19 protein-coding genes and 3 pseudogenes are annotated in these 25,792 nt (G+C 69.3%); 9 read left to right on the top strand and 13 right to left on the bottom strand.

The window, feature by feature from the left end; translation table 11 throughout:
* Nucleotides 1-9: 9 nt before the first annotated feature.
* The 5 genes from xylB to IG54_RS0102920 all read left to right on the top strand — a co-directional run bounded on the left by xylB (nucleotide 10) and on the right by IG54_RS0102920 (nucleotide 6,777).
* A complete protein-coding gene (gene xylB / locus IG54_RS0102940) occupies nucleotides 10-1,464 on the top strand; it encodes a xylulokinase (RefSeq protein ID WP_030776914.1) in 1,455 nt (484 codons plus the stop codon).
* 14 nt (nucleotides 1,465-1,478) lie between these two features.
* Nucleotides 1,479-2,687 (top strand): ROK family transcriptional regulator, encoded by a 1,209-nt coding sequence (locus tag IG54_RS0102935; protein WP_030776912.1) that lies wholly within the window; start codon nucleotides 1,479-1,481, stop codon nucleotides 2,685-2,687.
* Between the two features lie 449 nt (nucleotides 2,688-3,136).
* Complete coding sequence (locus IG54_RS0102930; RefSeq protein WP_030776907.1) at nucleotides 3,137-3,733, top strand: N-acetylmuramoyl-L-alanine amidase; 597 nt, start codon at nucleotides 3,137-3,139, stop codon at nucleotides 3,731-3,733.
* Between the two features lie 118 nt (nucleotides 3,734-3,851).
* Nucleotides 3,852-5,129, top strand: a complete 1,278-nt coding sequence (locus IG54_RS0102925) for a GAF domain-containing protein (RefSeq protein WP_030776905.1) — start codon at nucleotides 3,852-3,854, stop codon at nucleotides 5,127-5,129.
* 124 nt (nucleotides 5,130-5,253) lie between these two features.
* Nucleotides 5,254-6,777: an aldehyde dehydrogenase family protein gene (locus IG54_RS0102920; protein ID WP_030776903.1), complete on the top strand. Its 1,524-nt coding sequence runs from the start codon at nucleotides 5,254-5,256 to the stop codon at nucleotides 6,775-6,777.
* 491 nt (nucleotides 6,778-7,268) lie between these two features.
* Here the strand turns inward: IG54_RS0102920 and IG54_RS0102915 are convergent, their stop codons facing one another.
* The 6 genes and pseudogenes from IG54_RS0102915 to IG54_RS39885 all read right to left on the bottom strand — a co-directional run bounded on the left by IG54_RS0102915 (nucleotide 7,269) and on the right by IG54_RS39885 (nucleotide 12,967).
* Nucleotides 7,269-8,360 (bottom strand): YihY/virulence factor BrkB family protein, encoded by a 1,092-nt coding sequence (locus tag IG54_RS0102915; RefSeq protein WP_030776900.1) that lies wholly within the window; start codon nucleotides 8,358-8,360, stop codon nucleotides 7,269-7,271.
* Between the two features lie 474 nt (nucleotides 8,361-8,834).
* Nucleotides 8,835-8,997 (bottom strand): annotated as a pseudogene (locus IG54_RS41165) (AI-2E family transporter); the annotation flags it as partial.
* Between the two features lie 256 nt (nucleotides 8,998-9,253).
* Nucleotides 9,254-9,601 (bottom strand): annotated as a pseudogene (locus tag IG54_RS0102905) (ATP-binding protein); the annotation flags it as partial.
* A 130-nt stretch (nucleotides 9,602-9,731) separates the two neighbouring features.
* Nucleotides 9,732-10,214 carry a DUF4231 domain-containing protein gene (locus IG54_RS37580; protein WP_267883630.1) on the bottom strand — a complete coding sequence of 161 codons (483 nt, stop codon included), beginning with the start codon at nucleotides 10,212-10,214 and terminating at the stop codon, nucleotides 9,732-9,734.
* 834 nt (nucleotides 10,215-11,048) lie between these two features.
* Nucleotides 11,049-11,849 carry an alpha/beta fold hydrolase gene (locus IG54_RS0102895; RefSeq protein ID WP_051819229.1) on the bottom strand — a complete coding sequence of 267 codons (801 nt, stop codon included), beginning with the start codon at nucleotides 11,847-11,849 and terminating at the stop codon, nucleotides 11,049-11,051.
* A 212-nt stretch (nucleotides 11,850-12,061) separates the two neighbouring features.
* The gene (locus tag IG54_RS39885; protein WP_078593645.1) at nucleotides 12,062-12,967 is read right to left on the bottom strand and encodes a TetR/AcrR family transcriptional regulator; all 906 of its coding nucleotides are present in this window, start codon (nucleotides 12,965-12,967) and stop codon (nucleotides 12,062-12,064) included.
* 192 nt (nucleotides 12,968-13,159) lie between these two features.
* Between IG54_RS39885 and IG54_RS0102885 the strand changes: the two genes are divergently transcribed.
* Nucleotides 13,160-14,446, top strand: coding sequence for a low temperature requirement protein A (locus tag IG54_RS0102885; RefSeq protein ID WP_030776885.1), 1,287 nt, complete (start codon nucleotides 13,160-13,162; stop codon nucleotides 14,444-14,446).
* 91 nt (nucleotides 14,447-14,537) lie between these two features.
* Here IG54_RS0102885 and IG54_RS41160 read toward each other — a convergent pair.
* The 7 genes and pseudogenes from IG54_RS41160 to IG54_RS39060 form a co-directional block, all read right to left on the bottom strand.
* A pseudogene (locus tag IG54_RS41160) lies at nucleotides 14,538-14,971 on the bottom strand (transposase); the annotation flags it as partial.
* 248 nt (nucleotides 14,972-15,219) lie between these two features.
* Nucleotides 15,220-16,056 (bottom strand): sulfotransferase family protein, encoded by an 837-nt coding sequence (locus IG54_RS0102880; protein WP_030776882.1) that lies wholly within the window; start codon nucleotides 16,054-16,056, stop codon nucleotides 15,220-15,222.
* Between the two features lie 39 nt (nucleotides 16,057-16,095).
* Nucleotides 16,096-17,982 carry an ATP-binding cassette domain-containing protein gene (locus IG54_RS0102875; protein ID WP_030776881.1) on the bottom strand — a complete coding sequence of 629 codons (1,887 nt, stop codon included), beginning with the start codon at nucleotides 17,980-17,982 and terminating at the stop codon, nucleotides 16,096-16,098.
* A 110-nt stretch (nucleotides 17,983-18,092) separates the two neighbouring features.
* Entirely contained in the window at nucleotides 18,093-19,505 is a 1,413-nt protein-coding gene (locus tag IG54_RS0102870; RefSeq protein ID WP_051819228.1) for a sulfotransferase, read from the bottom strand.
* Nucleotides 19,502-20,131 (bottom strand): sulfotransferase family protein, encoded by a 630-nt coding sequence (locus tag IG54_RS0102865; RefSeq protein WP_051819227.1) that lies wholly within the window; start codon nucleotides 20,129-20,131, stop codon nucleotides 19,502-19,504. Before IG54_RS0102865 ends, IG54_RS0102870 begins: the two co-directional genes overlap by 4 nt.
* A complete protein-coding gene (locus IG54_RS0102860) occupies nucleotides 20,128-21,120 on the bottom strand; it encodes an NAD-dependent epimerase/dehydratase family protein (protein WP_051819226.1) in 993 nt (330 codons plus the stop codon). Before IG54_RS0102860 ends, IG54_RS0102865 begins: the two co-directional genes overlap by 4 nt.
* Nucleotides 21,117-22,292 (bottom strand): glycosyltransferase family 4 protein, encoded by a 1,176-nt coding sequence (locus tag IG54_RS39060; RefSeq protein WP_051819225.1) that lies wholly within the window; start codon nucleotides 22,290-22,292, stop codon nucleotides 21,117-21,119. The genes IG54_RS0102860 and IG54_RS39060 overlap by 4 nt, the downstream gene beginning before the upstream one ends.
* A 793-nt stretch (nucleotides 22,293-23,085) precedes the next feature.
* Here IG54_RS39060 and IG54_RS0102845 point away from each other — a divergent pair.
* From IG54_RS0102845 to IG54_RS0102835, 3 genes are read left to right on the top strand one after another with little or no spacing between them, the layout of a single operon-like run.
* Complete coding sequence (locus IG54_RS0102845) at nucleotides 23,086-23,802, top strand: aKG-HExxH-type peptide beta-hydroxylase (RefSeq protein WP_158708780.1); 717 nt, start codon at nucleotides 23,086-23,088, stop codon at nucleotides 23,800-23,802.
* A gap of 23 nt (nucleotides 23,803-23,825) precedes the next feature.
* Entirely contained in the window at nucleotides 23,826-24,995 is a 1,170-nt protein-coding gene (locus IG54_RS0102840) for a YcaO-like family protein (RefSeq protein WP_078593643.1), read from the top strand.
* A 20-nt stretch (nucleotides 24,996-25,015) separates the two neighbouring features.
* Nucleotides 25,016-25,759: a class I SAM-dependent DNA methyltransferase gene (locus IG54_RS0102835; protein WP_030776860.1), complete on the top strand. Its 744-nt coding sequence runs from the start codon at nucleotides 25,016-25,018 to the stop codon at nucleotides 25,757-25,759.
* The last annotated feature ends 33 nt before the right edge of the window (nucleotides 25,760-25,792 follow it).

The raw sequence follows: 25,792 nt of genomic DNA, 5'->3' as shown, positions 1-25,792 counted from the left end.
GACACCGCCATGTCATCAGCGCCATCAACCCAAGGACCTCTTGTCGTCGGCGTGGACAGCTCCACGCAGTCCACCAAGGCCCTGGTCGTCGACGCGGCCACCGGCCGGGTCATGGCAAGCGGCCAGGCTCCGCACCACGTCACTACGGGCGAGGCGCGTGAGAGCGACCCCCAGGAGTGGTGGGAAGCGCTGTGTGCGGCCCTGCGCCAGTGCGGCCCCGCGGCCAGGGAGGCCGCGGCGGTTTCCATCAGCGGCCAACAGCACGGTCTGGTCACGCTCGATAGGAGCGGGCGCCCCGTGCGGCCCGCTCTCCTGTGGAACGACATGCGCTCCGCCGCACAGGCACGCTCTCTGCTGGAGCGGTTCGGCGGCCCAAAGGAGTGGGCCGATCGGGTGGGCAGCGTGCCGGGACCCTCCTTCACCGTGACGAAATGGGCCTGGCTCGCCGAACACGAGCCGGCCGCCGCCCGCTCCACGGCAGCCGTGCGCCTGCCCCACGACTACCTCACCGAACGCCTCACAGGACTCGGTACGACCGACCGGGGTGACGCTTCGGGAACCGGGTGGTGGGCGTCGGCTTCGGAGACGTACGACGAAGAGATCCTCGGCATGGTAGGGCTCGACCCGACATTGCTGCCCCGCGTGGCACGCCCCGGAGAGGTGGTCGGCACGGTGCACGTCGGCGATGAACTGCCGTTCTCCAAGGGCACGCTAGTCGCGCCCGGCACCGGCGACAACGCGGCGGCCGCCCTGGGGCTCGGCCTGCGCCCCGGCACCCCGGTGTTGAGCCTCGGCACCTCGGGCACGGTGTACGTGGTCTCCCGGGAGCGCCCGGCGGATCCGACCGGTACGGTGGCGGGCTTCGCCGACGCGCGGGATGCCTGGCTGCCCCTGGCCTGCACTCTCAACTGCACACTGGCCGTCGACCGGATGGCCGCGCTGCTGAGCCTGGACCGCGAGGCGGTGGCACCGGGAGGCACCGTCACACTGCTGCCCTACCTCGACGGTGAGCGGACGCCCAACCTCCCCCACTCCACCGGAATGGTGCACGGCCTGCGCCACGACACCACGCCCGGGCAGCTGCTCCAAGCCGCGTATGACGGGGCGGTGCACTCACTGCTCGGCGCTCTCGACCTCGTCCTCGATACGGACACCGACCGGTCGTCCCCGTTGCTCCTCATCGGAGGCGGGGCGCGCGGCACGGCCTGGCAGCACACCGTACGTCGCCTCTCCGGCCGTCCCGTTCAGGTGCCCAAGGCACAAGAACTGGTCGCACTCGGCGCTGCCGCGCAGGCCGCCGGCCTCCTCACCGGCGAGGACCCGAGCGCGATCGCACGCCGCTGGGGCACGGCCCAGGGGCCCGTGCTCGACCCCACGGAGCGCGACGACGAGACGCTGACGCGGATCTCCGGGGTACTCTCCGACGCGGCGCCGCTCCTGGACAGGGCGCCCCGTGGGGAGTGAGGACCGACCGAGGTATGACCGCACCGCTGCACGACAAACGCCCGGGAACGTCAGGCGTCCAGCTGCCCGACACCCAACAGGGGATGCGCCGCCGCAACCTCTCCCGGGTCATGCACGCCGTGGCCGCGCACGGTCCGCTGTCCCGCGCCGCCGTGGCCGCCAGGATCGGATTGACGCGAGCCGCCATCTCCACGCTGGTGGACGAGTTGATCCGCTCGGAACTCTTGGACGAACTCGGCCCCGAGCGGCCCGGCCGAGTGGGCCGCCCCGGGTCCGCTCTCGCGGTCAGCTCACGCGGCCCCGTAGGCGTCGGTGCGGAGGTCGGCGTCGACCATCTCGCGGTCTGCGCGGTCGATCTGCGCGGCGAGGTGCGCGCGCGTGCCGTCCAGCAGGTCCGCAATCGCGGGCGCTCGCCCGAACTGGTGCTGCGGGACGTTGCCGCCTTGGCGCAGCGAGCGTACGCCGAGGTCCGCATGGCGGGCCTGTCCCCCACAGGTCTCGCGGTGGCCGTGCCGGGCCTGGTCGCCAGGGACACCCGTTCGGTCGTCCGCGCCCCCAACCTCGGCTGGCACGACATCGACCTGGAACCGCTACTCCCGTCCGGGCTGCCGCTGACGGTGGACAACGAAGCCAACTTCGGGGCGCTCGCCGAACTGTGGCTCGGCGAGGACACACCGGAGGACTTCCTCCATGTCTCGGCGGAGATCGGCATCGGCGCCGCGCTGGTCGTCGAAGGGCGGCTGCTGCGCGGGACGCGTGGTTTCGCAGGCGAGTTGGGGCACGTGCCGGTGCGGCCCGAGGGTCCGCGTTGCCCCTGCGGGGGGCGCGGCTGCCTTGAGCAGTACGCGGGAGAAGAAGCGGTGCTTCGAGCAGCGGGGCTGGAGCCGGGCGAAGGCCGCGTCGGGCTCCTCGCCGAGCGCGCCGCGGCAGGTGACAGGGCGGTTCGGCGAGCGCTGGGCGGCGCGGGGGCTGCCATGGGCATCGCGCTCACGGGAGCGGTCAATCTGCTGGATCCGCGGGCGGTGGTGCTCGGCGGGGCACTGGCCCGCCTCGCGCCGTGGCTGCTCCCTTCGCTGGAGCGGGAGCTGGCGGGGCGCACGCGGGGCCGGGCCTGCGGGGTGACGGTGTCCGGACTCGGGCCCGACGGGCCTTTGCTGGGCGCGGCGCACTCGGTTGTGCAGGCCGTGCTGGACGATCCGGTGGGGGTTTGCGCGGCGGGGTAGGGCGGGGCAGCTGAACCCGGGCCGCTACTGACGAAGAGGCCGCCGCAGGGCCCGCTGCCGCCTCAGCACGGCTCCACCGACAGGCGTCACCAGCCGTCGAGTCACCCGTTCGGGTGGCCGAGATATCCACAATCTCGATGCCGTACACAGATGTGAGTCTCGCCCTTCCGCCCCAACCGGCGGGCGCCGTAACGTAATTCGCGTGAGGCTCCGCCGACCTGATGACGGCGGCATCCTCGCGGATCGGGAAATTCACGTGACGGGGGTGACCAAGCTCCGCAAGGAGTGGCTGCCTGCCGTCAGGCGCACCGCGGACTGCACGCGCGGCTGCTCGAGACAACCGCCAAGCTCCCCCACGGACCAGCCCACAGCACATCTTGGTAGCCATATCAGCCCTTCCACCCGCAACGCCCGTCCAGCCGTTCCTCCCATCGAGAGGCAGGTCAGTCATGGATCGACCAAGACGCTTCCCGAGCAGGCGCCGACTGCTCCAGGGCGCGGCCGCCGCCGCACCCGCGGCGCTCCTGCCCGCCGGCTACGCGCGTGCCCAAGCTCTGGCAGTCGACTACCCCCTGGCCGAGTGGGTGCCGGCCAGCACGTCCAACTACACGGCCGCCAGCCGCCCCAGCACCTATCCCATCGACTACGTGATCATCCACGTCACCCAGGAGACATACGCGGACACGCTCGCAATCTTCCAGAACCCGGCTAAGAAGGTCTCCGCCCACTATGTGGTGCGCTCCAGTGACGGGCACATCGCGCAGTGCGTACGCGACCGCAATGTCGGGTGGCACGCGGGCAATTGGACCTACAACACACGCAGTATCGGCATCGAGCATGAAGGGTGGGTCGACACACCCCAGTACTTCACCAACGCGATGTACGAGCAGTCCGCCGCGCTCACCGCCGCCGTCTGCTCGAAGTACGGCATTCCCAAGGACCGCCAGCACATCATCGGTCACCACCAGGTGCCCGGCTCGGACCACACGGATCCCGGCCCGTACTGGGACTGGACGCGCTACATACGGCTCGTCAACTTCGCCTGACGGCGACCGAGACGCACCAGGCGGGAGAACGGCGAGTTCCGCCCTTAGCGGCACGCTTGTCGGCTTCCGCTGGCGGGGCGACGATGGCACCACCGCATCGCCGTCCCGGGAGGCCGAGTTGTCCGATCCATGGGTGGCGCTGGAGCCGGGTGCTGACCCCGCCGAGCGGGTGCGGGTGCTGCGCCGGGCACACGAGAGGTTCACCGCCGCCGGGACGGTTGCCCGTCCGGTGCGTTCCGTCGTGGCGGAATCGTGGCGGAGGTCAGCCAGAGCCCGTGTCAGTCCGGAGGGCAGCGGCGCTGAGGTGGAGCTGACCGACGGCGACTTGGGGGCGTACCGGGCGGATCATCCGCTCGCGAGGGTGATGCCGCTGTTCCGCGAGTTGATGGGCACCTTCGCCGCGGATGGGGAGCATCTTCTCGCCGTGTGTGACGCGCAGGGAAGGTTGTTGTGGGTCGAGGGTCACGCGGTGGCGCGGCGGCACGCGGGGCGGATGAACTTCGTGCCGGGGGCGCGGTGGGCGGAGTCCGCCGTAGGGACCAACGCTCCGGGCACGGCAGTCGCCGTGGACCGGCCCGTGCAGGTTTTCGCCACCGAACACTTCATGCGGCGCGTGCAGTCGTGGACGTGTGCGGCGGCCCCCGTGCACGATCCGCGCACGGGGAGGTTGATCGGGGCGGTTGACATCACCGGTGGGGACGGCCTCGCGCATCCGCACAGTCTCGCCTTCGTCCAGGCGGTGGCGAGGGCGGCCGAGTCCCAACTGGCGCTCTTGGCACCACCAGTAGCGCCCGGTGGAACGGTTGAGTTGTCGGCGCTGGGCCGGGACGAGGCGCTGCTTCTGGCGGGTGGGCGCAAGGTGCGGCTCAGCCGTCGGCACAGTGAGATCGTCGTGCTGCTTGCCCGCCACCCGGAGGGGTTGAGCGGGGACGAGTTGCTGTGCGCGCTGTACGAGGACGAGTCGGTGCCGCAGGTGACGTTGCGAGCGGAGATGGCGCGGCTGCGGCGGGTTCTCGGGGCGGAGCTGCTGCGGTCACGTCCGTACCGCTTGGCTGTGCCTGTCGAGTGCGATGTCGACACGGTCGAGCGCCGTCTGGGAGCGGGCGCGGTGGCGGCGGCCGCTGCCGCGTACGCCGGGCCGCTGCTGCCGCAGTCGCAGGCACCCGCGCTGGTCCGTCTCCGCCGCAGACTCGCCGATCAGTTGCGGGCGGCGCTCATCGATCGCAACGACCCCGATCTGCTGGCGGACTGGGCCCACGCTCCATGGGCCGAGGACGACCTGGTGGCGTGGCGGGCACTGGCCTCGTTGCGCCCGACACCTCCCGTCCTGGCCCGTCTGCGCGAACTCGACACCGATCTGACCATGGCGGTACGGAGGCCCGAGCGGGCACGCTGACCGCCCCGAGCATTCCCACGGGCGACCGACGGAAGGAGCGCAACGTGGATGCAACGTCCGTGGTTCTAGCCTCCGGGCGAGAGCTGCCCAACGGCGGGCAGTCTTCCCCGGGAGGCCAGCCAAGATGACCCGATACTCAGCGCCCGGCACCAAGGGCGCGATCGTCTCCTACCAGTCGCGCTACGACCACTTCATCGGTGGCGAGTACGTGGCTCCCGCGCGTGGTCAGTACTTCGAGAACCCCAGCCCGGTCAATGGTCAGTCGTTCACGGAGATCGCCCGGGGCACCGCCGAGGACGTCGAGCGTGCCCTCGACGCGGCGCACGCGGCGGCGCCCGCTTGGGGGCGGGCCTCCGTGACCGAGCGCGCGGATGTCCTGCGGAAGATCGCCGACCGGATGGAGGCCAATCTCGAACAGCTCGCGGTCGCCGAGAGCTGGGAGAACGGCAAGCCGATCCGCGAGACGCTGGCGGCCGACATCCCGCTCGCCATCGATCACTTCCGCTACTTCGCGGGCGTCATCCGGGCGCAGGAGGGGTCGTTGAGCGAGGTCGACGAGGACACCATCGCGTACCACTTCCATGAGCCGCTCGGTGTCGTCGCGCAGATCATTCCGTGGAACTTCCCGATCCTGATGGCGACATGGAAGCTGGCCCCCGCGCTCGCCGCAGGCAACGCGGTGGTCCTCAAGCCCGCCGAGCAGACACCGGCCTCCATCCACTACTGGATGAGCCTGGTCGCCGATCTGCTGCCGCCGGGCGTGGTCAACATCGTCAACGGTTTCGGCGTCGAGGCGGGCAAGCCGCTGGCCTCCAGTCCGCGCGTCGCGAAGGTCGCCTTCACCGGGGAGACCACGACGGGGCGGTTGATCATGCAGTACGCCTCCGAGAACATCAAGCCGGTGACGTTGGAGCTGGGCGGGAAATCGCCGAACATCTTCTTCGACGACGTGTGGGCCGCCGACGACGACTTCAGGGACAAGGCGCTGGAGGGCTTCACGATGTTCGCCCTCAACCAGGGTGAGGTCTGCACCTGCCCGTCGCGGGCGCTGGTGCAGCGCGGGCACTACGGCGAGTTCCTCGAAGCGGCGATCGCCCGCACCGAGCAGATCAAGGCCGGGCATCCGCTCGACACCGACACCATGATCGGCGCGCAGGCCTCCAACGACCAGTTGGAGAAGATCCTCTCCTACCTGGACATAGGCCAGCAGGAGGGGGCCAAGATCCTGACGGGTGGCCAACGAATCGATTACGACGGCGAGTTGGCGGGCGGCTTCTACATCCAGCCGACGATATTCGAGGGCGACAACCGTATGCGGATCTTCCAAGAGGAGATCTTCGGCCCAGTCGTCTCGGTCGCGTCGTTCAATGACTTCGACGACGCCATCAAGATCGCGAACGACACGCTCTACGGTTTGGGCGCCGGGGTGTGGACGCGCGACATCAACACCGCGTACCGGGCCGGACGTTCGATTCAGGCGGGGCGCGTCTGGACGAACTGTTACCACGCGTATCCGGCGCACGCGGCCTTCGGCGGGTACAAGCAGTCGGGCATTGGGCGCGAGACGCACAAGATGATGCTGGAGCACTACCAGCAGACGAAGAATCTTCTGGTGTCGTACTCGGCGAAGAAGCTCGGCTTCTTCTAGATGCACGAAAAAGGGCGCCTGAACTGGGCTTTTACCCGTCCGGCGCCTTTCACCCGGCCCATTCAGAGCGAGGCCCGGTTTATACCGTACCTCCCATTTTCTCCCACCATTATCCCGCTCCTGACCAGCACTTCCGGACCCGTCACGGACCAAAACCCCCACTCACCCCGTAGGCGTCCCGCCCAGACTGACGCGGTTCCACTCCTCGATCGACTGCTCGACGAGAGGGTTGGCCTGCTCCCTGACGCCATCCAGGAATGTGCTCGGCCGCCGCCTCCACCGCGGGCGGCACCCGCCGCGTCAGGGGCGAGGTCCAGTGCGCCACGCGACGGGTCAGCCGTTCGTCGCCTTCTTGGACAGCCGTCGAGTCGATCATGTGCGGCAGCTTCCCGTTCTCGCTTGTGTCATACGCAGCTGATCTACTTCCCGTTGCCCGCGTCTTCGGGGGCCGGCCCATCTCTTGGGCCGGTGCCCCGCGGCGCCGGCAGGGTTCAGTCCAGGCGGCGGCGGTCTTCCTCGGTCCACTTGGCGGTGTCGCGCGGTTCGACGTACGGCTCCTCGTGCTCGGGATGGCCGCCCTCTATGGCCCGCTGACGAGCCATCTCCGCGTCGAACTCCAGGCCCAGCAGCACCGCGAGGTTGGTGATCCACAGCCACACCAGGAAGATGATGACGCCGGCCAAGGCGCCGTAGGTCTTGTTGTACGAGGCGAAGTTCGCCACGTACAGCGCGAAGCCCGCCGAGGCGACCATCCACAGCAGCAGGGCGAGGAAGCTCCCGGGGGTCACCCATTTGAAGCCGCGGCCCCGGGCGTTGGGCGCGGCCCAGTACAAGATCGCGATCATGATGATGACGAGCAGGACCAGGACCGGCCATTTGGCGATCGACCACGCCGTCATGGCGCCGTCCCCGATCCCCAGTGCGGAGCCCGCCCGCTGGGCGAGGGGGCCGGTGAACACCACGATCAGCGCACTGACGACGGCCAGCACCATCAGGACGACGGTCAGCACCAGGCGCAGGGGTAGCACCTTCCAGACGGGGCGGCCTTCGGGCATGTCGTAGACGGCGTTGGAGGCGCGGATGAACGCCGCGATGTAGCCGGAGGCCGACCACACCGCCAGCACCAGACCGACGATCGCCATGAGCGAGCCGGTGCCGCCGCTGCCCTGCAATTGCTCAACGGCATTGGAGATTATGTCCCGGGCCGGGCCAGGGGCGAGCTTTTGCAGGTTGTCCATGACCTGCTGCGTGGCGGACTTGCCCGCGATGCCGAGCAGCGACACCAGCACCAGCAAGGCCGGAAAGAGGGAGAGGACACCGTAGTAGGTCAGGCCCGCGGCCCGGTCGGCGAGTTCGTCGTCCTTGAACTCCTTCGCCGTGCGCTTGAGCAGTACCCACCACGACCTCTTGGGCATGGCAGTCGGCTCATCGGGCGCGTTGCGTTCCACTTCCGGATCCGGACCGATGCTCTCCGATCCACTCGGGGCATCAGGTTTGCCGCTCGCACGGACGTCATGGCGGTCGGTGCCGCCGTCGCTGCCGGGTTCGTTTCGACGCTCATGTGGTTCCGGGGTCGGTGCCATGCCAGATGGGTAACCGGACCCGACGGGACCGAAACAGGCTCCGTTTGCATGCACTTGCGATATTTCGTCCCGTGAATGCCAGGGAGCCGGAGGGGGAGCCCAACACCGAGGAAGAGACGGGGTCTCATGAATCGGGCAGGAGTACGACCGGGCCAGCCGCGGCCGCCGTTCGGGCACCATCGGTCCGCGAGTCACTGATAGGAAGGGCGAGGAAACCAGCCTCGAAGTAGCGGTCGAGCAGCATCGCAGCGAGGTCACCCTCGGCAACGGCCGGTGGCGACGCTGATGTGGGCGAGGTCAGCGTAGTACGCCTGGCTACCTCCGAACCCCTGGTGGAAGACAGGATGACCGCAGAGGCACCGGACCTCTCGTTCCTTCCGACACAGCCCGGCACGTGCGCCCTGGCTTCCTGGTGTGGGCCTGCGGCCAGGTGGGCCGGACCGTGCGGATGAAGGGTGAGTTGGATCGGTGCGACGTCGGCGTTCTCCATGACCTGCCAGACCACGAACCAGCCGACCAGGCCCATGATGACGAAGCCGAGGATCGCGGTGACCGCCGTCGCGAGGCCGCGCGGCAGACCGAGCCTCCTCAGCCGCGCCACCGTCGGTTGCAGCAGCGCGGTGATCAGCAGCGCCGCACCAGGGCCGAATCCCGAACCCTCCGCTTCTCCCCCACCGGCCGCGCGTACGACGGTGAAACCGGCGAGCGGCTCCCGTCAGACCTCTGACACGTCTCTGCCCCTGCTGACCCGCGCCCCCAGAGAGATGGGCGCGGGTCAGCAGCATTTCTGAGCGCGCTTCTCCGGTAGCTCCGCCTGCTCCTCGCTGAGCCGAAGCACGGTAGTTGTCACATAGGCAGTCTTGTTGTCACCTGCGAGGTGCGGCGTCGGAAGGTCGTCTCAGCTCTTGACGACCGTGGAGGACGAAGTGCCTGACCGGAATATCGTGCTGGACAAGGCCCGAGCTGATCTCGCGCCAGTACCGCTCGACCAGGACGGTCACGGGCATCATCAGGCTTCCGCCGGTGTAGTCGAGGATGCGTCGGGCGGTTTCGACCACGAGCGGCCGCCATGGCGGCCAGTGCTGAAAGTTGTCCGTCGCGGGCAGTCCCGGCTTAATGTCCATGAGTGTCTCGCCGACCTTCTCGGCGTCGAATACCCGTGAGTCCGGGATCAGCTCGCGGACGAGCGCACTGGTCGTCGTCTTGCCTGCGCCGTGAGTGCCGTTGAGCCATACGATCATGGACTTGACGCCAAGCGGTCTCGGTAAAGTTCGCTGCTGATCCTGATACGCGAGTTCGCGCCCGGGTCACGACGGTGCCGATGGCTTGGGCGTCGGTGCGCCGGCGGGCGGACCTGACCCTGTTGAGCGTTCACGGAGTGATCTGGCCTTGGTGCGCGGCTCCTCCTCCAGCCGCGCGACGGCCTGAAGCCCACGCCGTGACCTCAGTTGCGGCGACCTCTTCGATCTTCTGCAGGAGTCGTTCCCGCGCCGATTGGTCGCGGTCCTCATCCGTGAGGAGCCGGTAGCGATGGACTTCCACGCGCAGGGTCGTCCAACTCTCTGCGGCCAGAACCCAGCGATCGACGTGCTGAAAGACCTGCCGGAACCCGCCGATGAACACAGCCGCTCCGGCCAGGGACGCCGTGACCGCCGCAGGCGCCTGGATCCCGGCGGCGACCACAGTCGCAGCGCCGGTGAGCAAAGCTGTCAGTTCGGTCAGCTGATGGAGCCGCCGGGCTCGGTCGCGCGTTCCCGCGTACCAGGCCAACTCCTCCTCGGCGTAAGCGAGCAGAGCGTCGTGGCCCGTTTCCGGAGCCGGTGGCTGTCGTCTTCGTAGTCTCCGTTGGCGCACTCGCACATGATGCCGAATGCCTGCCGCGGACCGCGGTGAGATGCCAGATCGTGACCGCGCACCGCTAGGCCGTGTGTCGAAAGTGGATCTTGAGCGTTGGGTAGTCACGGTTCATGGGGCGGGGAGATCTCACGAATGAACAGTGGGTGGTGTTGGAGCCGTTGTTGTCGAAAGAGACGAGGAGGGGGCGGCCGCCCATCTGGCCTCGGCGGCGGCTGATCGACGGCATACGATTCGGCTAACAAGATCTTCACGCGTCTCCAGTCTTTGGCCGACGCGAAGGGTGTGACCAGCTGGGATCTGAGCGTTGACTCCACGGTGTGCCGCGCTCATCAGCACGCTGCCGGGGCCCGCAAGCAAGGTGGCCTACAGAAGGAACCACCAGGCGGGGTCTTCGCCGAACCTGGTGATCACGCCCCTGGACGCTCGCGCGGCGGGTTCACCACCAAGCTGCACCTGGCCCTCGAACAGGCCCAGAAGCCCATGTCGGTCGCGCTCACGGCGGGACAACGCGGGACAAGGCATACACCTCTCGGAAGAACCGCGCCTACCTGAGCCGCCGGGGAATCCGCTGCACCATCCCGGACAAGACGGACCAAGCGCGTAATCGCCAGAAGCTCGGCTCGAGTGGCGGTCGGCCGCCACGTTTTGACGCGGTCGACTCCCGCGAGCAGCCATCAACGCGTGGCTGCGATCAGCACGTGGCGATACACCGGCGAGGCAGGGACAGGCTGGCGGGGCGAAGCTGTAGGAGTCTTCCTCAAAGACGACGACCGTGGTGTGATCACGCTGCGTCGTACGGGCGCACTCAGCGGTATTCCATATCGCGGCTGCTCACCCGCTGACGCCTGTTGATACTCGTTCAACGCTGCGGCAGTACGGCAGTCCGTGCAGCGGCTCCCCGGCAAGGAACCGGGTGATCAAGTCGGCGACTTCCGCTGTCCGTTCCAGGATGACCATGTGATCGGCGTCGCGGACCTCCGCGTGCCAACTGTCGGCACACGCCGCCGCCATCTGGCGGCACAGCTCCGGCGTGGTGAACGAGTCGTACTCGCCGGCCACGGTCAGAACCGGCGCACGAGGCGGCTGGCGGGTATCGAGAGCCTGATGGGTGAGCAGGCGCAGGGTGTTGGCATGCATCTGGTGCGCCTCCGCCTCGGAGATGTTAGTGATGCGGCGCAGCAGCAGTCTGCGGACGCGGGCGCCGTTGGGGATGTCTGCGAGGCGTTCGGGCGTCATGAGCAGGTCGAGCGTGACGTGCGCGTAAGTCTCCATGTCTCCGGCGGCCAGGTGTTCCAGAGTGCGGCGCATCGCGGCCTGTGCGTGGTCCGGGATGGCGATCATCGTGCCGACCAGGACCATGCGCCCCACCCTGTCCAGGTACCTGCGGGCGATCTCGTAGGCAATGGCGCTTCCGTAGGAGCCGGCGAGCACGTTGACCTGACCGGCATCACACTCATCAAGCATGTGGCAGACCGCGTCGGCGAGGAAGTCGACGCCGTAGGTTTCAGGCAGCAAGTCGGCTGCCCCCCAGCCCGGGGGGTCGACGGTGAACACGTCCATGCTCCCGAGGAACACCTCTTCACAGCGCCCCCAGGACTCCTTGCGCTGGAACGCACCGCCAATGATCAGCACGGGTGGGAATCGAGGGGCGGATGCGCGGATCACACGTGATTCGCAGGAGAAGCCCTGCCAACGATGTGCTCGCACAAGTGGCTCGCCCGCTGGCGAAGCAGTCTCGGCGGGGAGATGCGGCGTCTTGAGCGGCGTGCCGGAGTAGATCACGCACGGTGAACGATCTTCGAGGTCCGGCGTCACGGTGGCCCCCGGAACGTGCTGAGTAACCGTCAGGTCTCTGTACGCCACAGCTCTCGAACCGCGAGCGTCGAGGACGCAACCAAGGCGTTCGGACATCGAGGTCGAAGGGCTGCGGCTTTGCAGACCACGGGCATTTCCGCTGCCGCATGCTGCCGATGAGGCGCGCCGCCCGCACCGCTGCTCCGCGTAGTCAAGGGCGGTGAACCGGAGTACGGCGCCATCCGGCCGGAACGTGAACCATGCAAGAGAAACGAAAACGGCCCAGGCCCCGGGCGGCGGACCCAGGGTGAACGCGTACACGCCTGGCAAGGTGGGGTCCGCTCCTCGGCTTGCGTTGCGACGTCAGGAGCGGTCAGGGCCTCCACGGCGGCTGTCATCGCGGCGCGGTGAGCCACTATGCGCTCGGGCGACCAGGGATCTTCGGGAGCCAGGGATCTCAGGGCGGGTGAGGCGGCGGCCCAGGCGGTGATCAGTCCAAGGACCAGGGCAAGGATGTCCGCCGGGGAGACGCTGCTGGTGACGATGCCCTGCTGCTGAGCGCCGGCGAGGGCCTCGATCTTGGGGCGGTAGGCGTCGATTTCGGCCGCGGTGGGCTCGGGGCGTTCCAGTTGCGCCCAGCCGGTCAGACGGAGAACTTGGGGATGCTGGAGCAGGTAGTCGAAGAGTGCGCCCGCATAGCCGGGCAGGTCGTCCGCGGTGAAGGGGACGGCTTCGGCGAGGTCGGCCAGGCTCCGCGCGACCACCAGGTCGAAGAACTCGCCCTTGGTGCCGAAGTGGACGTAGATCAGTCGCTTGTTGACCTGCGCGCTCTCGGCGATGCGATCCACGCGGGCACCGGCCGGCGGCGGCCGGGCCGCGCCAAGCCCGTAGTCGGCGAACTCTTGGTATGCGGCTTCGAGCAGGCGTCTCTTGGTGGCGGTGGCGTCCGGTGGCATGGCAATACCTCTTGGGGCGGCTACAAGCACTCCGGCAACGGCCGAGAGTGGGCCGACTTCGGCATCGGCGCGTACCTGGAGACCAAGTCCATACCTGACATGCCCCCGTTCCGCCCCGGACTCGCCTACGCCTCTGCCGGCGCCGCGTGGCGCCGGACCGTCAGCGCTTCGGCATCGGGCATCATGCGGCGCATGAGCGACTCCCACACCACCAGCGCCGGCCGCCGGCGCGGGCTTTCGCACCGCCTGGTACCGATGACCGGCCGTGACCCGGAGGAACACGGCCGGGCCGCCTCACCACTGGAGCTGCTGTTCGACCTGACCTTCGTGGTCGCCGTCGGCACCGCGGCATCCCAGTTCGCCGAGATGCTCGCCGAAGGCCACGCCACCCACGCGATCCTCGCTTTCGTACTGGCGATGTTCGCCATCAGCGTCGCCTGGATCAGCTTCAGCTGGTTCGCCTCCGCCTTCGCCACCGACGACTGGCTCTACCGCGCCCTGACGATGCTCCAGATGATCGGCGTCGTCGTCTTCTCCCTCGGCCTCCCGGCGATGTTCCACTCCCTCGAAGAGGGCGACCACCTCGAACTGCGGGCCATGGTCATCGGCTACGTCGTGATGCGGATCGCGATGGTCGCGCAGTGGTGGCGCGCGGCCCGGGAGTCTCCCCCCTTCCGCAAGGTCGGGATGGCCAACATCCGCTGGACCATGATCGCCCAGGCCGGATGGATCATCGTCGCTTTCACCGAGCTGCCGCTCCCCGCCGTGCTGGCCGCGTTCGCCGTGCTCGGAGTGCTGGAACTCGCGCTGCCGCTCCTCACCCAGGGCCGCGCGGGAGGGACCCCCTGGCACCCCCACCACGTCGCCGAACGCTACGGCCTGTTCGCCATCATCACCCTCGGCGAAGGAGTCGTCGGCACCATCGCCTCGTCCGGCGAACTCCTGGGCGGCGCGGACGGAACACAGTGGAGCGCGAACGCCATCGCCGTCGTCATCGCCGGAGTCGGTCTGACCTTCGGCATGTGGTGGGTGTACTTCACCACCCCCTTCGGCGACATCCTCACCCACCGCCGCAACCGCGGATACCTCTTCGGCTACGGACACATCCCCCTCTACATCGGCATCGCCGGAGCGGGAGCGGGGCTCCACGTGGCGGGCCTGCACCTGGAACACCACACGAAGATCAGCGACGCCGCCGTCGTCCTGTCCCTCGCCCTCCCCGTCGGCCTCTACCTGCTGATGGTCTATCTCCTGCACACCCTGCTGCTCTCCACCGCCGACCGCTTCCACCTGCTGCTCATCGGCCTCACGCTCGCCGTACTCGCCGCGGCCGTACTGCTCTCCGCGGCCGACGTCGCCATCGCGGTGTGCCTGCTCATCGTCATGCTCGCCCCCTTCGTCACCGTGATCGGCTACGAGACAATCGGACACCGCCACCAGCAGGACATGCTGAACAGCATCGCCGCACAGGACCGGTGACTCGCCGTCGGAACTTCGCGTACCAGCTGCTCCACGGTCGATCCGGTTCGTCCCCCACACCCCCTACACCGACGCGGTCGACCAACAGGCCTCACCAAAGGCACCCGACGCTCGAAGCAGTGGCGCGGAATCGTCCACTCGCTATGAGAAGACCGCGTCCCCTGGGACCCCACCTACTGAGGAAGGCTTCGTGGGTGTCGTCGCGTCGTTCCCAGCGGATACGGAGACGGCGGAAGCCGGTCAGCCACGCGATCGTACGCTCGACGACGTATCGGAAGATGCCCAGGCCCGAGCCATGTGGCTGGCCTCGTTCGGCAATGACTGGGGTTCCGGCCGCCGGCGGGGTCGGCCGACGTGCCCGGCGACAGCCGGGATCTTGTCCACCAGGGGCAACAGCTGCGTGACATCGTGACGGTTAACGTCGGTCAGAGACACCGCGAGCGGTATGCCCTGGCCGTCGGTGATGACGTGGTGTTTGCTGCCCGGCGGTGCCCGGTCGATCGGGCTGGGCCCGCTTTTAGGCCCCGGTTCGGGCAGCAACGGCTCGATGGGCGACCACAGTTCATCCGACACGATCCACGGCCGCGACTGACGTTTCGCCACAACAGACCAACAGACCAACAGTCACATGATCAGCCGCTTTTGCTAGAAACAGTAAGCACCTGCTACACCAGACGTCCGGCCCGCCGAAGCGCGGCAGGGCATCTGCCACCGCAGTCAGCGCATGCGGGACCGCCCGCGCCGACCGGAAGAATCCTGCGGCTCGGCAACCGTCAACGCGCATAGGGCGCGTTGGTCTCGCCCGCGATGGCGTCGAAGGCGCGCAGCGCGGGCTCGGACATCTCCTCACGCCAGCGCAGGTCCAGCACGATCGCGGGTGGGTGGCCGAGGTAGTAGGCGCGCTCGGTGCGCTTCAGATTGACGGGCCGGCCCGTGGCCCGTGCGGCGCGTTCCCGCGCCACGATGTACTGAGTGCCCGCGTTGCCGCCCAACGGATGCTGGACGCTGAGCCAAGGGTCGAGCATCGCGGGAAGGAAGGAGAAGCCCAGTGTCGCGCTCAGGTGGGACAGGACGTCCTCGGGGTGGGTGGCGACGTCCTCGTAGTGCACCCGGCTGACGATGCCGGGCCAGCGGGCCGCAAGGTCCTCTGTCCGGCGCATCTGGGCGACCCACTCCGCGGCCAGCTCCGCGGGGCGGGCGTCGGGGTACTTGCGCAGGAGGGAGTTGACCACCGCCCGGCCATCACGGGCCAGCACCACCAGATGACGGTGGACGGCGCCGGGCAGCAGTGCCGCCTGCTGATCGATCCAGCCGACCGCTTTCGTGGAGTCCACGACGAAGGGGCGTCCGCAGCGCCGGGCCAGCACCTCGTAGAGGTCGGGGCCGGTGCTCGGCAGCGGGTCGCCCCACACGGGACAACCGTCGGTGCAGAAGTTGCAGCCGACGGTCCGCCCCTGTCCGTCGGTGGTGCCGAGGCGGGTGCTGTTCCACGCCTCGCCGGCGAAGCAGACCGCCGGATGCGCACCCAGCATCAGCCCGAGCAGCGTGGTACCGGAGTGCCCGGCCCCCATGATGAAGATCACCGCCTTGTTGTGCCGCTCACTGTTCATCACTTCACAGCACCTCCGTCGCCGGGGTCGAGGAACCGGTCACCGATCTTGTGACAGCTTGTACAGTTCCGCGAACAGCTCGCCTTGCTCGAGGAGTTCGTCGAAGGTTCCCTCCTCTGCGATGCTCCCCCCGGCCAGCACGATGATGCGGTCGGCGACGCGGGTGTTGGTGAGGTTGTGCGTGACGAACACGGCGGTCCGGCCTTCGGCCAGCGTCTTGAAGCGGCTGATCACCCGGTGTTCGGCACGTGGATCCATCGCGGAAGTAGGCTCGTCGAGGACCAGGACGCCGGCCTCTCGGTAGCAGGCGCGGGCGACGGCGAGGCGCTGCCACTGGCCGCCCGAGAGATCGTGCCCGCCCCAGAACGACTTGGCCAGCAGTGTGTCGAGACCGTTCGGCAGTCCGGCCAGCACGCTGTCCGCGCCGGCCTCGCGGGCGGCGGCGTGCACGAGGCCGTCTCCGCCGCGGTCCTGACCGAGCGTGATGTTCTCCCTCGCGGCCATCGGCCACTTGGTGTAGTCCTGGGGCACCAGACCGACGCGCGACCAGACCGAGTGCGGATCTGCCTGGGCCAGATCGATGCCGTCCCAGCTGACCGTGCCGTGTGTGGGCAGGTAGAGGCCGGTGAGGAGGTGGGCGAGAGTCGTCTTGCCGGAACCGTTCTCACCCACCAGGGCGACGACTTCACCGCTGCGCAGGGTCAGGCTGATGTCGTGAACCGCAAAGTCGTTCACCGGGCTGCCGGGGTGACGGTAGGACACTCGGTGGGCGCGGATCTCCCGGGGACCGGCCGAGTCGATCGCCAGCGGTCCACGCGTAGCGCGCAGGGTGTCGGCGAGAGCCAGGAAGTCCTGCCAGTCCTGGAGGTGGAGCGAGGTGCGGAACAGCCGGGCGCTCGCCACCACCAGGGAGTTGAGCGCGCCGGTGGAAGAGCGGACGGCGACCACGGCCGTGATGGCGACCGCGAGCGCGATGGTGCCGTTCATCGTCAGCAGCCCGACGGTGAGCCAGGTGAGGGTGAGCATGATGCCGGTCCCGGCCGCTCCGCCGAGTGTCACCAGCAGCACTCTGGGTGCGGCCGCCCGGTGCCTGGTCCTGATCCGCGTCGCGACTTGGGCGTACCACTGACGCAGGAACGCGGCCATGGTGCCGGCCCTGACTTCGGCGGCCGTCCGGCGGTCCGTGCTGTGCTGGCGCAGGATGTAGCGCAGTCGGTTGTCGGCGAGGCTGGTGTGAGCGGTGCGGTGGGCGATACGAGCCGCGCCCAGAGCGGCCGCTCCCTTAGGAAGCATCGCGAGAACCAGCAGCGGCAGCAGCAGGGGGTTCAGCAGGGTGAGGACGGTCGCCGCGGCCGTCAACTGCGCCACCGCGGAGATCAGTTGCTGCGCGTCGGCGATCAGATCCTGGGTGGCCATCGCCCCCAGCCCTGCGGCCTGGAGCGAGTCGTTGAACTCCGGCTGGTCGTACGCGGTCAGCTCGACCTCAGGGGTTTTGGCGAGGATGCGTTCCTCGGCGAGGGCGGTCACCTCAGGTGCCAGTTTCACCGCCGCGTACTGGGAGACCGCGTCCGACGCCGCCCGGGTCGCGGCCGCCCCCGCCGCAATGAGCAGAGCCGGCACCGCGGCGTGCAGCCGCTCGGTGGCCTGGCCCTGCCCGACAAGGGCTCCGATCACCTGGGCGGTCGCGGCCAGGACCACCGCGGCGGAGGCAGCCGCGAGCAGCTGGGCCACCAGCAGCTGGAGGGCCGCCCACCGGTCGGCGGCCCAGCTCAACCGGGCAGCGGCGCCGAGCGTGGCGGGCAGACGGGCCGCCATCTGCGCCAGACCCGCCGCCGCGACGTGATCGTGATGCGGGTCGTCCCAGCCCAGGCGCAGTTCGGGCTGTTGAGCGGAGGTCGAGGGAACATGGGTCGGCACCCGTGTCATCCTGCCGTCGCTCCCGGTGTCGCACGGTGACACCGCTCCGGGCCGCGCCTCTCCGGGCGCGGAAACCCCACGTGCGGATGACAGTGCGGATGACAGTGCGGTGGAGGATTTCACCCTCTCGGGAACGGTCCTGGTGGAATCGGCCGGCCGAGAAAAGGGGCGAGCTTCTCCCAACCCTCGCCCGCGCTGATGTCCAATATAAGCAGGTCCCCGGGGCGCCGAGCGAAGTAACGCTGTACGCGGACCAGTTGTTCCTGGTAGACCCGAGCCAATCGGGCCATGTCGAAGGACTCCCCGCCACAGATCCGCGTACGGAACAGATACGCCGCCTCCCTGTGGGCGGCCCGCTCGGCCGCGGGCGCCTTCGCCGGCCAGCCGGTGTCCCAGAGCCGCTCCACCGCACGCAACCAGCTCTCCGTCTCCCGTACAGTGACGACGAACCGTGCCCGCGGATACCGCGCGTCCAGTGCCGTCAGGGACGCGAGTGCGAAGACGCTCGTCAGGCCGTCGTAGTGCCGCAGCGCCGGAAAGTCACCGTCCTCGCGGCGCAGGGCCGCCAGGTCCGCCGCACCCAGCGGGTAGTGGGCGAGGTCGAAACCGAGCAGATGGAGGGCCTCGACCAGGCTCCGGGTCGCCGTACCGGGCAGGCCGAGGGAAAATACCTTGGGCCGGTCGGCGGCGGGTCCAAGGGTCTGCGGGGCGCGGGCCACGGCCTCCCGGACGTTGGCCATGGTCAGCCGAGGACGGCTGGGCAAGCGCAGCTCCCCGACCACGCGGGCCGCCAGTTCGGGCAGGCCGTCGAGGTACTGGCCCAGCGCGTGCGGGGTGACATCGGCGGGTACCACCGAGCGGCTGTGCTGTATCGCCTTTCTGGCGACCACGAAGTCCAGGTCGTCCCCCCAGCGCAGCAGGGCCGACTTCAGCACCGCGTGTGCGCTTTCGGTACGGCTGCGCACCTCGCGCAGAGCGTACTTGGCGAAGATGTGGTGATAGTGCTGGAAGTGGTCGTGCAGGATGTGAAAGCCCTTCAGCTGCACGTCGGGCTGGAGATGACGTCGGGCGAGGTGCCGCCGGAACGCCTCGGGCCGCAGCATCGGCCCGCGCCCCGCCGCTGGTGCCTCCGTTACGACATCCACCTCCCGCATCGCCCGGACCAGGTCGGTTCGGGTGATGTGCACTCCGCAGTGGACCCGGCCGCGGAACCGGTCGTGCACGAAGCAGTCGACGTATGCCAGGTCGTTGGCGTCGAGAAAGGGCCTCATGTCCTCGAGGATCAGGCAGTCGGCGTCGACGTGGACGACATGCGAGGCCTCGCCGTGGTCGATGTGCACCTGGCGGTCCACGGCACGGGCGAGCGGCCGGATGTTCTCTGCGATGTGAACCCGGCGTGGGCGGATGTGCCGGATCGCGAGGCCGAGAGCGAGGTGGGTGGTGCGCTCACCGACCGTGCGGAGTACCAGGTCGACCGGGCGGCCGGCGGGCGGTGACCAGTCGCCGGGGAGGGTGCGGATCGCGCCGCTCACGGCCGGTCCCGGGCGGGCGAGGGCCGGTTGACGTTCGGGAAGGGGCCGTCGGGGGTCTCCTTGCCCAGGAAGGGGGCCAGCCGTTCATAGCCTTCGCCCCCGGCGATGTCGAGAACGAGCAGGTCGTCGTCCCGGCCCGCGAAGTGGTGCAGCACCTGCTCGACGTGGCGGCGGTGGACGCGGGCGAAGCGTTCCGGGTTGAATTCGAGACACCCGTAGACGGCAGCACGCAGGAAGCGCTGCATGTCCGGATACCCCTCGCCACGGTCGGTCTTGCTGTCCACCGGTCGCGCCCAGTGTGTCGCGCACGAGCGCAGCCAGGCCTGCTCCTCCCGGACCGTCAGGATGAATTTGGCTCCGGGCCAGTCGAGATCGAGTTCCTCGTAGTACGGAACCACGCTGATGTCGGTGATCCCGTCATGGTCCGCCAGCAGCGGAAAGCGCCCGGTACCCGCGAGCAGGGTCCGGTAGGTGGCGGGGTCGGAGGGGTAGTGCACGGTGTCGAAGCCCAGGGTGCGCAGCGCGGCGGTCAGCGAGCGGGTGCCAGTGCGCGAGAGGCCGATACCGAAGACCTTGGGACGAGGACGGGAGCGGTGCGGTGCCGCACCGGGAATACCACCGGTCACGTGACACCCCTCCACATGGCTCGCGGGCCGGTGCTTCCGGACTCGGGCCGACGCGCCAGATCGATGACGGTCTGGTCGGCCATCGCCGCCAGACCGTCGTCCAGCTCCGTGCGGGGCCGATATCCGAACGCCCGCGCCGCCAGGGCGATGTCGGCCGCGGTGTGCCGGGCCTCGCCACGGCTGCCGGGCCGTGGATCCAGGTTCACCGGGCCGACGAGACGCTCGACGGCCGCGATGGCGTGCTTCATGGACACCGGGGCGTCACCGCCGAGGTTGGCCACGCCGGTGAAAGAGGAACAGGCCGCCTCCCGCATCGCCGTGACGACATCGTGCACGTAGGTGAAGTCGCGGGTCTGCTCGCCGCTCCCGTAGAGCGGGAAGGGCCCGCCGGTCAGGGCCGCTTCGATCAGCCGGGCCAGGGCCATGTCGGGCCTCTGCCGTGGGCCGTACACGCTGAACAGACGCAGTGACACCGCGGGCAGGCCGAAGGTGATCCGATAGACCTCGCACAGATGTTCCGCCGACAGTTTGGTCACGCCGTACGGCGTGAGCGGCCGGGGGCACACCGACTCGCCCGTGGGGATGACCGGGGCGTCGCCGTACACGGAGGAACTGGAGGCGTAGACGAACTTGCGCAACGGTCGGTCCCTCACTGCTTCCAGGAGCCTTTGCGAGGCGAGCACATTGCGACGGGCATACAGCTCGAAGTCCTTTCCCCATGAAGGCCGTACTCCTGGTTGACCGGCCAGGTGGTAGACGACGTCCGCTCCGTCGACGAGGGGTTCGAGAGCGGCTTCCAGCAGGTCCACGCGGTGGAAGGCGAAGGACGGGTGCGGGATCAGGTCGCGCAGGTTTCGTTCCTTGAGTGCCGGGTCGTAGTAGTCGGTGAGCACGTCGATACCGAGGACGGTGTCACCGGCCGCGAGCAGGTGAGCGCAGAGGTGGGAGCCGATGAAGCCGGCGGCGCCGGTCACCACGGCCCGCGTCAAGGCTGCGGCCTGGTTGTGTCGCCGAGCCCGGCCAGCACCCGGTCGGCCCGGATCCGCCAGGTGTGCCGGTCGTGGAGCTGCCGTCGTGCCTCGCCGCCCAGGGTGGCGCGCAGGTTTTCATCACCGACGAGCCTCTTGACCGCGGCCGCCCAGGCCTCGGCGGAGTCCGGCGGGCAGAGCAGGCAGTTGACTCCGTCGGTCAGAATCTCCCGGAGTACCGGCAGATCAGAGGCGATGACCGCCTTGCCGTAGGACATGTACTCGAAGAGCTTCATCGGCGATACCCAACGGCTGATCTCGCCCACGCCTCCGGCACAGTACGTCCGGCGCTGGTAAGGCGCCAGGACGACGTCGAACGCCCGCTGGTAGGGGGCCAGCTCGGCAGGCGGGAGATGTCCGTGGAAGTAGACGTTGGGGCGTGTGCAGCGGCTCTGCCAGTGGGCGCGGTCGGCCGCGGTGCCGCCGACCAGATGGAAGTCGGCCTCGGGTACGCGGGCGGCGAGTTCGAGAATGACGTCGGTGCCGCGCCCCGGGTACAGATGACCCACGTAGCCGATCTTCGGTGCCTCCGGGCGGCCCGGCAGGTCTGCCACCGGCCCGTCGGCCGGGACGGGGTCGGCACAGTCATGAGCCGTCACCAGATCCGCCCACCGCGACGAGTCGAGCTCCGCAAAGACGCGACGGTAGTCGTCGGCGAGCGCCTGGGACACGAAAACCACGCGTCGCAGGTTCCTTCTGCGGAACAGGACGCCTTCGATCCTCCGGACGATCCGCCGCGGCCACATCAGATGCGTCTCGTACACCAGAGGGGTCTGGCCCGACGAGACGAGCAGGGCGCGCAGGTCTCGTCCGTACAGCAGATCGGGGGTGCCTCGTCGGTGGAGGTCGGCGCGGATCCGCCAGGCACGGATCCATACGCCGAGCCCCCGCAGGGCGGGCTGGGCGATGCTCCGCACCTCGAATCGGTTGCGGGTGCCGTAGTAGCGGTGCACGTCGCCGGCGGGCACGGTTCCCGGCAGCGCGTAGAGGACGACCTCGTGCCCCGCGTCGGTGAAGGCATCGCACATCCGCATGACGTGGACGCCGTTCGCGTAGACGGAGGGGATGCTGCCGGAGTGCAGGTAGGCGATCCGCATGACTGGATGGGCCTCCGAGATGCCGGTGAGGGACACCCATGCTCCGCAGCGGGGCGTCTGGGCACAATGCCCGCCACCGGGCGGCCGTGGCACCCAGGGGCGCACGGCAGCGCACGGGCGGGCCCGGCCTCACCCTTGCCAGCCAGATTTGACGGGCCGACAGGGCCCATGGCGCCCCACACGTCACACGCGCATCGACAAGGACCGGTCACCGGAACGCCGTTCGCCTGTTCCATGCCGTGGCGGGCAGGCCGGAGCACGAAAAACAGGACCTGTCCGGTTCCCGCACCGGCCTGTCTCCCCCGATGGTGTGCCGTCCTGGTGTGCGGTACTTCTGATCGGGGCGTCACCCGACGCTTCCACCGGGCCCGCGAGCAGCCATGGAGGACATCGTGGAGAACGAGGACATCGAGCAGGTCACCGAGGAACTCCCCGAGTACGCGCTCATGATCGACATTCCGGACCAGGACTGAGCGGTCCGGACAGGTCGCACCCCTCCCGTTGTGCCGGTGCTCCTGTCGGCGAGGTTCATTCCGTCGGAGCCCCGGCAGTCCGGCGAAGGACGGGCCCTGCCGGACATAGCACCGGCCCCTCCCCCCTCAAGTCCTTGCCCCGGAGAGAGTGAACGCGTGGAGGTGAGCCGTTGCTGCGAGTAGCACCCGACACGCGCGAGACGGTGCGAGATGAGGGAGCGGTCCATCGAGTGGTCTGTTCCGTCCTGACGGCGGCGGGGCTCCCCGCGCCGCCGCAGGCGCATCCCGCCGTGGTGGCCGCCGCGTTCACCCTTCAGGCGAAGCCAGGACTCGCTCCTTCGGCGATCTTACGCAGCATGCGTGACACCAAGGCCCGCGAGAGCCTGGCACCCGCGGAGCCATCCCCCCACCTCATCCGCTCGGTGACCCGCGCACTGTCCGCGCTGCCGACCGGAGCCGGCACCCCCGGGGGCTCCCGCGTGGCGTCCTGGCAGCGACCAGACCGGGCCGTGCTCGACGAGAGCGTGGCGCGGCTGGCGGTGACCTGGCCGCTGATGCTGAGCGAACTGCGCGTCGGTGTCGCGCAAGTGGCTCTCTTGGAGGGCCCGGCGATCGACGGCTTCACCGACTTCACCACTCATGGCGCGATCTACGTCAACCGGTCGCGGCTGCGCACCAGTCCCCGCGGGCTGCCCGGTCCGGTGCGGTGCGCGGAGGCACTGGTTCACGAAGGCACCCACACCCGCTGCAACGCCGCCCAGCTGAGCGCTCCTTTCCTCACCCCGGCCGCGGACTCCGCGCGTCCCGTCCGCACCCCCCTGCGCGCCGATCCCCGGCCTGTGGCGGGGCTGTTCCAGCAAATGGTCGTCCTGACCCGAAGCAGCGCGCTCTACACGCTGCTTCTCGGCGGGGACACCACGGCCGCGGACGCGCTGGACGCCCGCCGGGCCCTGCTGGTGAAGAGGGCGCGGCAGGCGATCGGCACCCTGCGGGACCGAACATCACTGCTCACCGGACACGGGCTGACCGTGCTGGAGGAGTGTGCCGCCCTGCTGAGGACCATCGCCGTCTGACCCGACACCCCGGAGCCACGCCGATGCCACAGCCCGCAGCTCCCTCCTCACCCACCGCGTGGGAACCTCAGGTCTTCGCACCGTTCCCCAGCGAACCCGCGGTGTTCTTCGGGCGGGTCGCGGCCCGCAGCGCGCTGTTCGCCGCCACGGACAGCGCCGGGGGCGACCACGTCCTGATCGGCAGCGCTTCGGGGACACACCCCGACGACGTCGCCGTGCGGGCCCGCGGCGAACTGCTGGAGCGCCTTGGCAACGTGCTGGCGGCCCGCGCCGCCGAGGAGTCCTGCACTCTCCTCGCCGATCACGCCGAGTTGGTCCGTCGAGGCACTCCCGCCCTGGACCCCGCGCCCTGGTCCGGGCCGGCCACCCGGAGCGCGCGCCAGCTGTGGGTCACCGGGCGCTCCCTGCTCTCCGGTTCGGAAGTGCTGGTTCCAGCAGGTCTGGCCTTCCTTCAGCACCGTCCGCCCACGGGTTGCACGGCGCCCGACCGGGCCGGCTCCACGGGCCTCGCGGCCCACCCCGACCCGGGCACCGCCGTCGAGCATGCCGCATGGGAGACACTCGAACGCGATCTGCTCCGCCTGAGCTGGCAGGACCCGGCACGGCATCCGCCCCGCCACCGTCCCGTACACGACGAACTGCCCCTCCCCCTGCGCCGCGTATGCGAGCACCTCGGACTGCGGGCCACCGCTTTCACCCTGCCCGCGCCCGGCTCCCACGCCGTCGCGGTCTGTCTGCACACGCCCGAGCACAGCGAGCAGACGTTCGGTGCTCGCTGCGGCCCTCCAGGGCAGGACGCGGAGCTCATCGCCCGCGCGGCCCACGAGGCGCTCATGGTGCGCTGGAGCATGAGCACGTCGGCTGCCCGACGGGTCCGCGGGCGGCCCTTACCCGGCGACAGACCGGTCTCCGCGGTCCAGCACGCTGTGTGGACGTATCTCGGCTGCCAGGACGCGATGGCGCGTTGGCTGCCGCACACCACGGCAGACGTGTGCCCGACAAGGCAGGGGCCGGTGGACCCTGTGCGCCTGCTCTCCGAGCACACAGGCCAGGACGTGATCGCGGTCGACACGACCCCCGCCGCGTTCGCCGCCTCCGGTACGGCCGTCGTTCGGCTGATCGCCCCCGGCGCCCTGCCGCTGCCGTCCGCCTCTCCCATCGGCTCGCGTATTCCGCCGCACCCCTTCGGCTGAACCACTCACAGAGGAGCAGCATGCCCCCGAGTCCCGACTATGCCGTGGACCTGGCCGACCACTACGACGACTGGTTCACCCCGCCGACGGCCACCACCGACGCGACGGTGTCCCTGCTCGACCGGCTGGCGGCGACCGCACCGGAAGGTCCCATGCTCGAACTGGGCATCGGCACAGGGCGGATAGCCCTTCCGCTCGCCGCGCTCGGGCACGACCTCCACGGTATCGATGCCGCGAAGGCCATGGTCGAACAACTCCGCGCCAAGTCCCGGGGGGCCGAAATCACCATCAGCATCGGCGACTTCTCCGATGTGGACCACGACGGCCGGTTCGGGATGATCTACGTGGTCAACGGCACGTTCTTCGAGCTGACCTCCCAGGGAGCGCAGATCCACTGCCTGGCCCGGGCCGCGGCGCGGTTGCTCCCGGGCGGGATCTTCGTCCTGGACGCGCATCTTCCGGAGGTCCTGGCGGCCGAAGCCGGGGCTGATGCCCAGCCGGTCCGGGCGGCCAGCGGCGACCCGGTCACGCGTATCCGCCGGCTCCACCCGGCGACCCAGCGTTACACCTCCGACTACAAGGTCGTCCACAACGGCGAGGTTCGGCACATCCGGGTGGCCTTCCGCTACGCCACTGTCGGCGAACTCGACCTGATGGCCGCCATGGCGGGCCTGCGGCTGCGCCAACGGTTCGGCGGCTGGTCCGGGGGCCCGTTCACCGACAGCAGCAACTACCACGTCAGTGTGTACGAGCTGCCCTCATGAGCGCGGCGGACCTGCCCCGTGGGGCTCGTGACC

The sequence above is a fragment of the Streptomyces sp. NRRL S-920 genome, assembly GCF_000717945.1.
GTDB lineage: Bacteria > Actinomycetota > Actinomycetes > Streptomycetales > Streptomycetaceae > Streptomyces > Streptomyces alboniger.
Note: the sequence above shows the minus strand (reverse complement) of the source record. Positions and strands in the feature narration are given on the sequence as shown.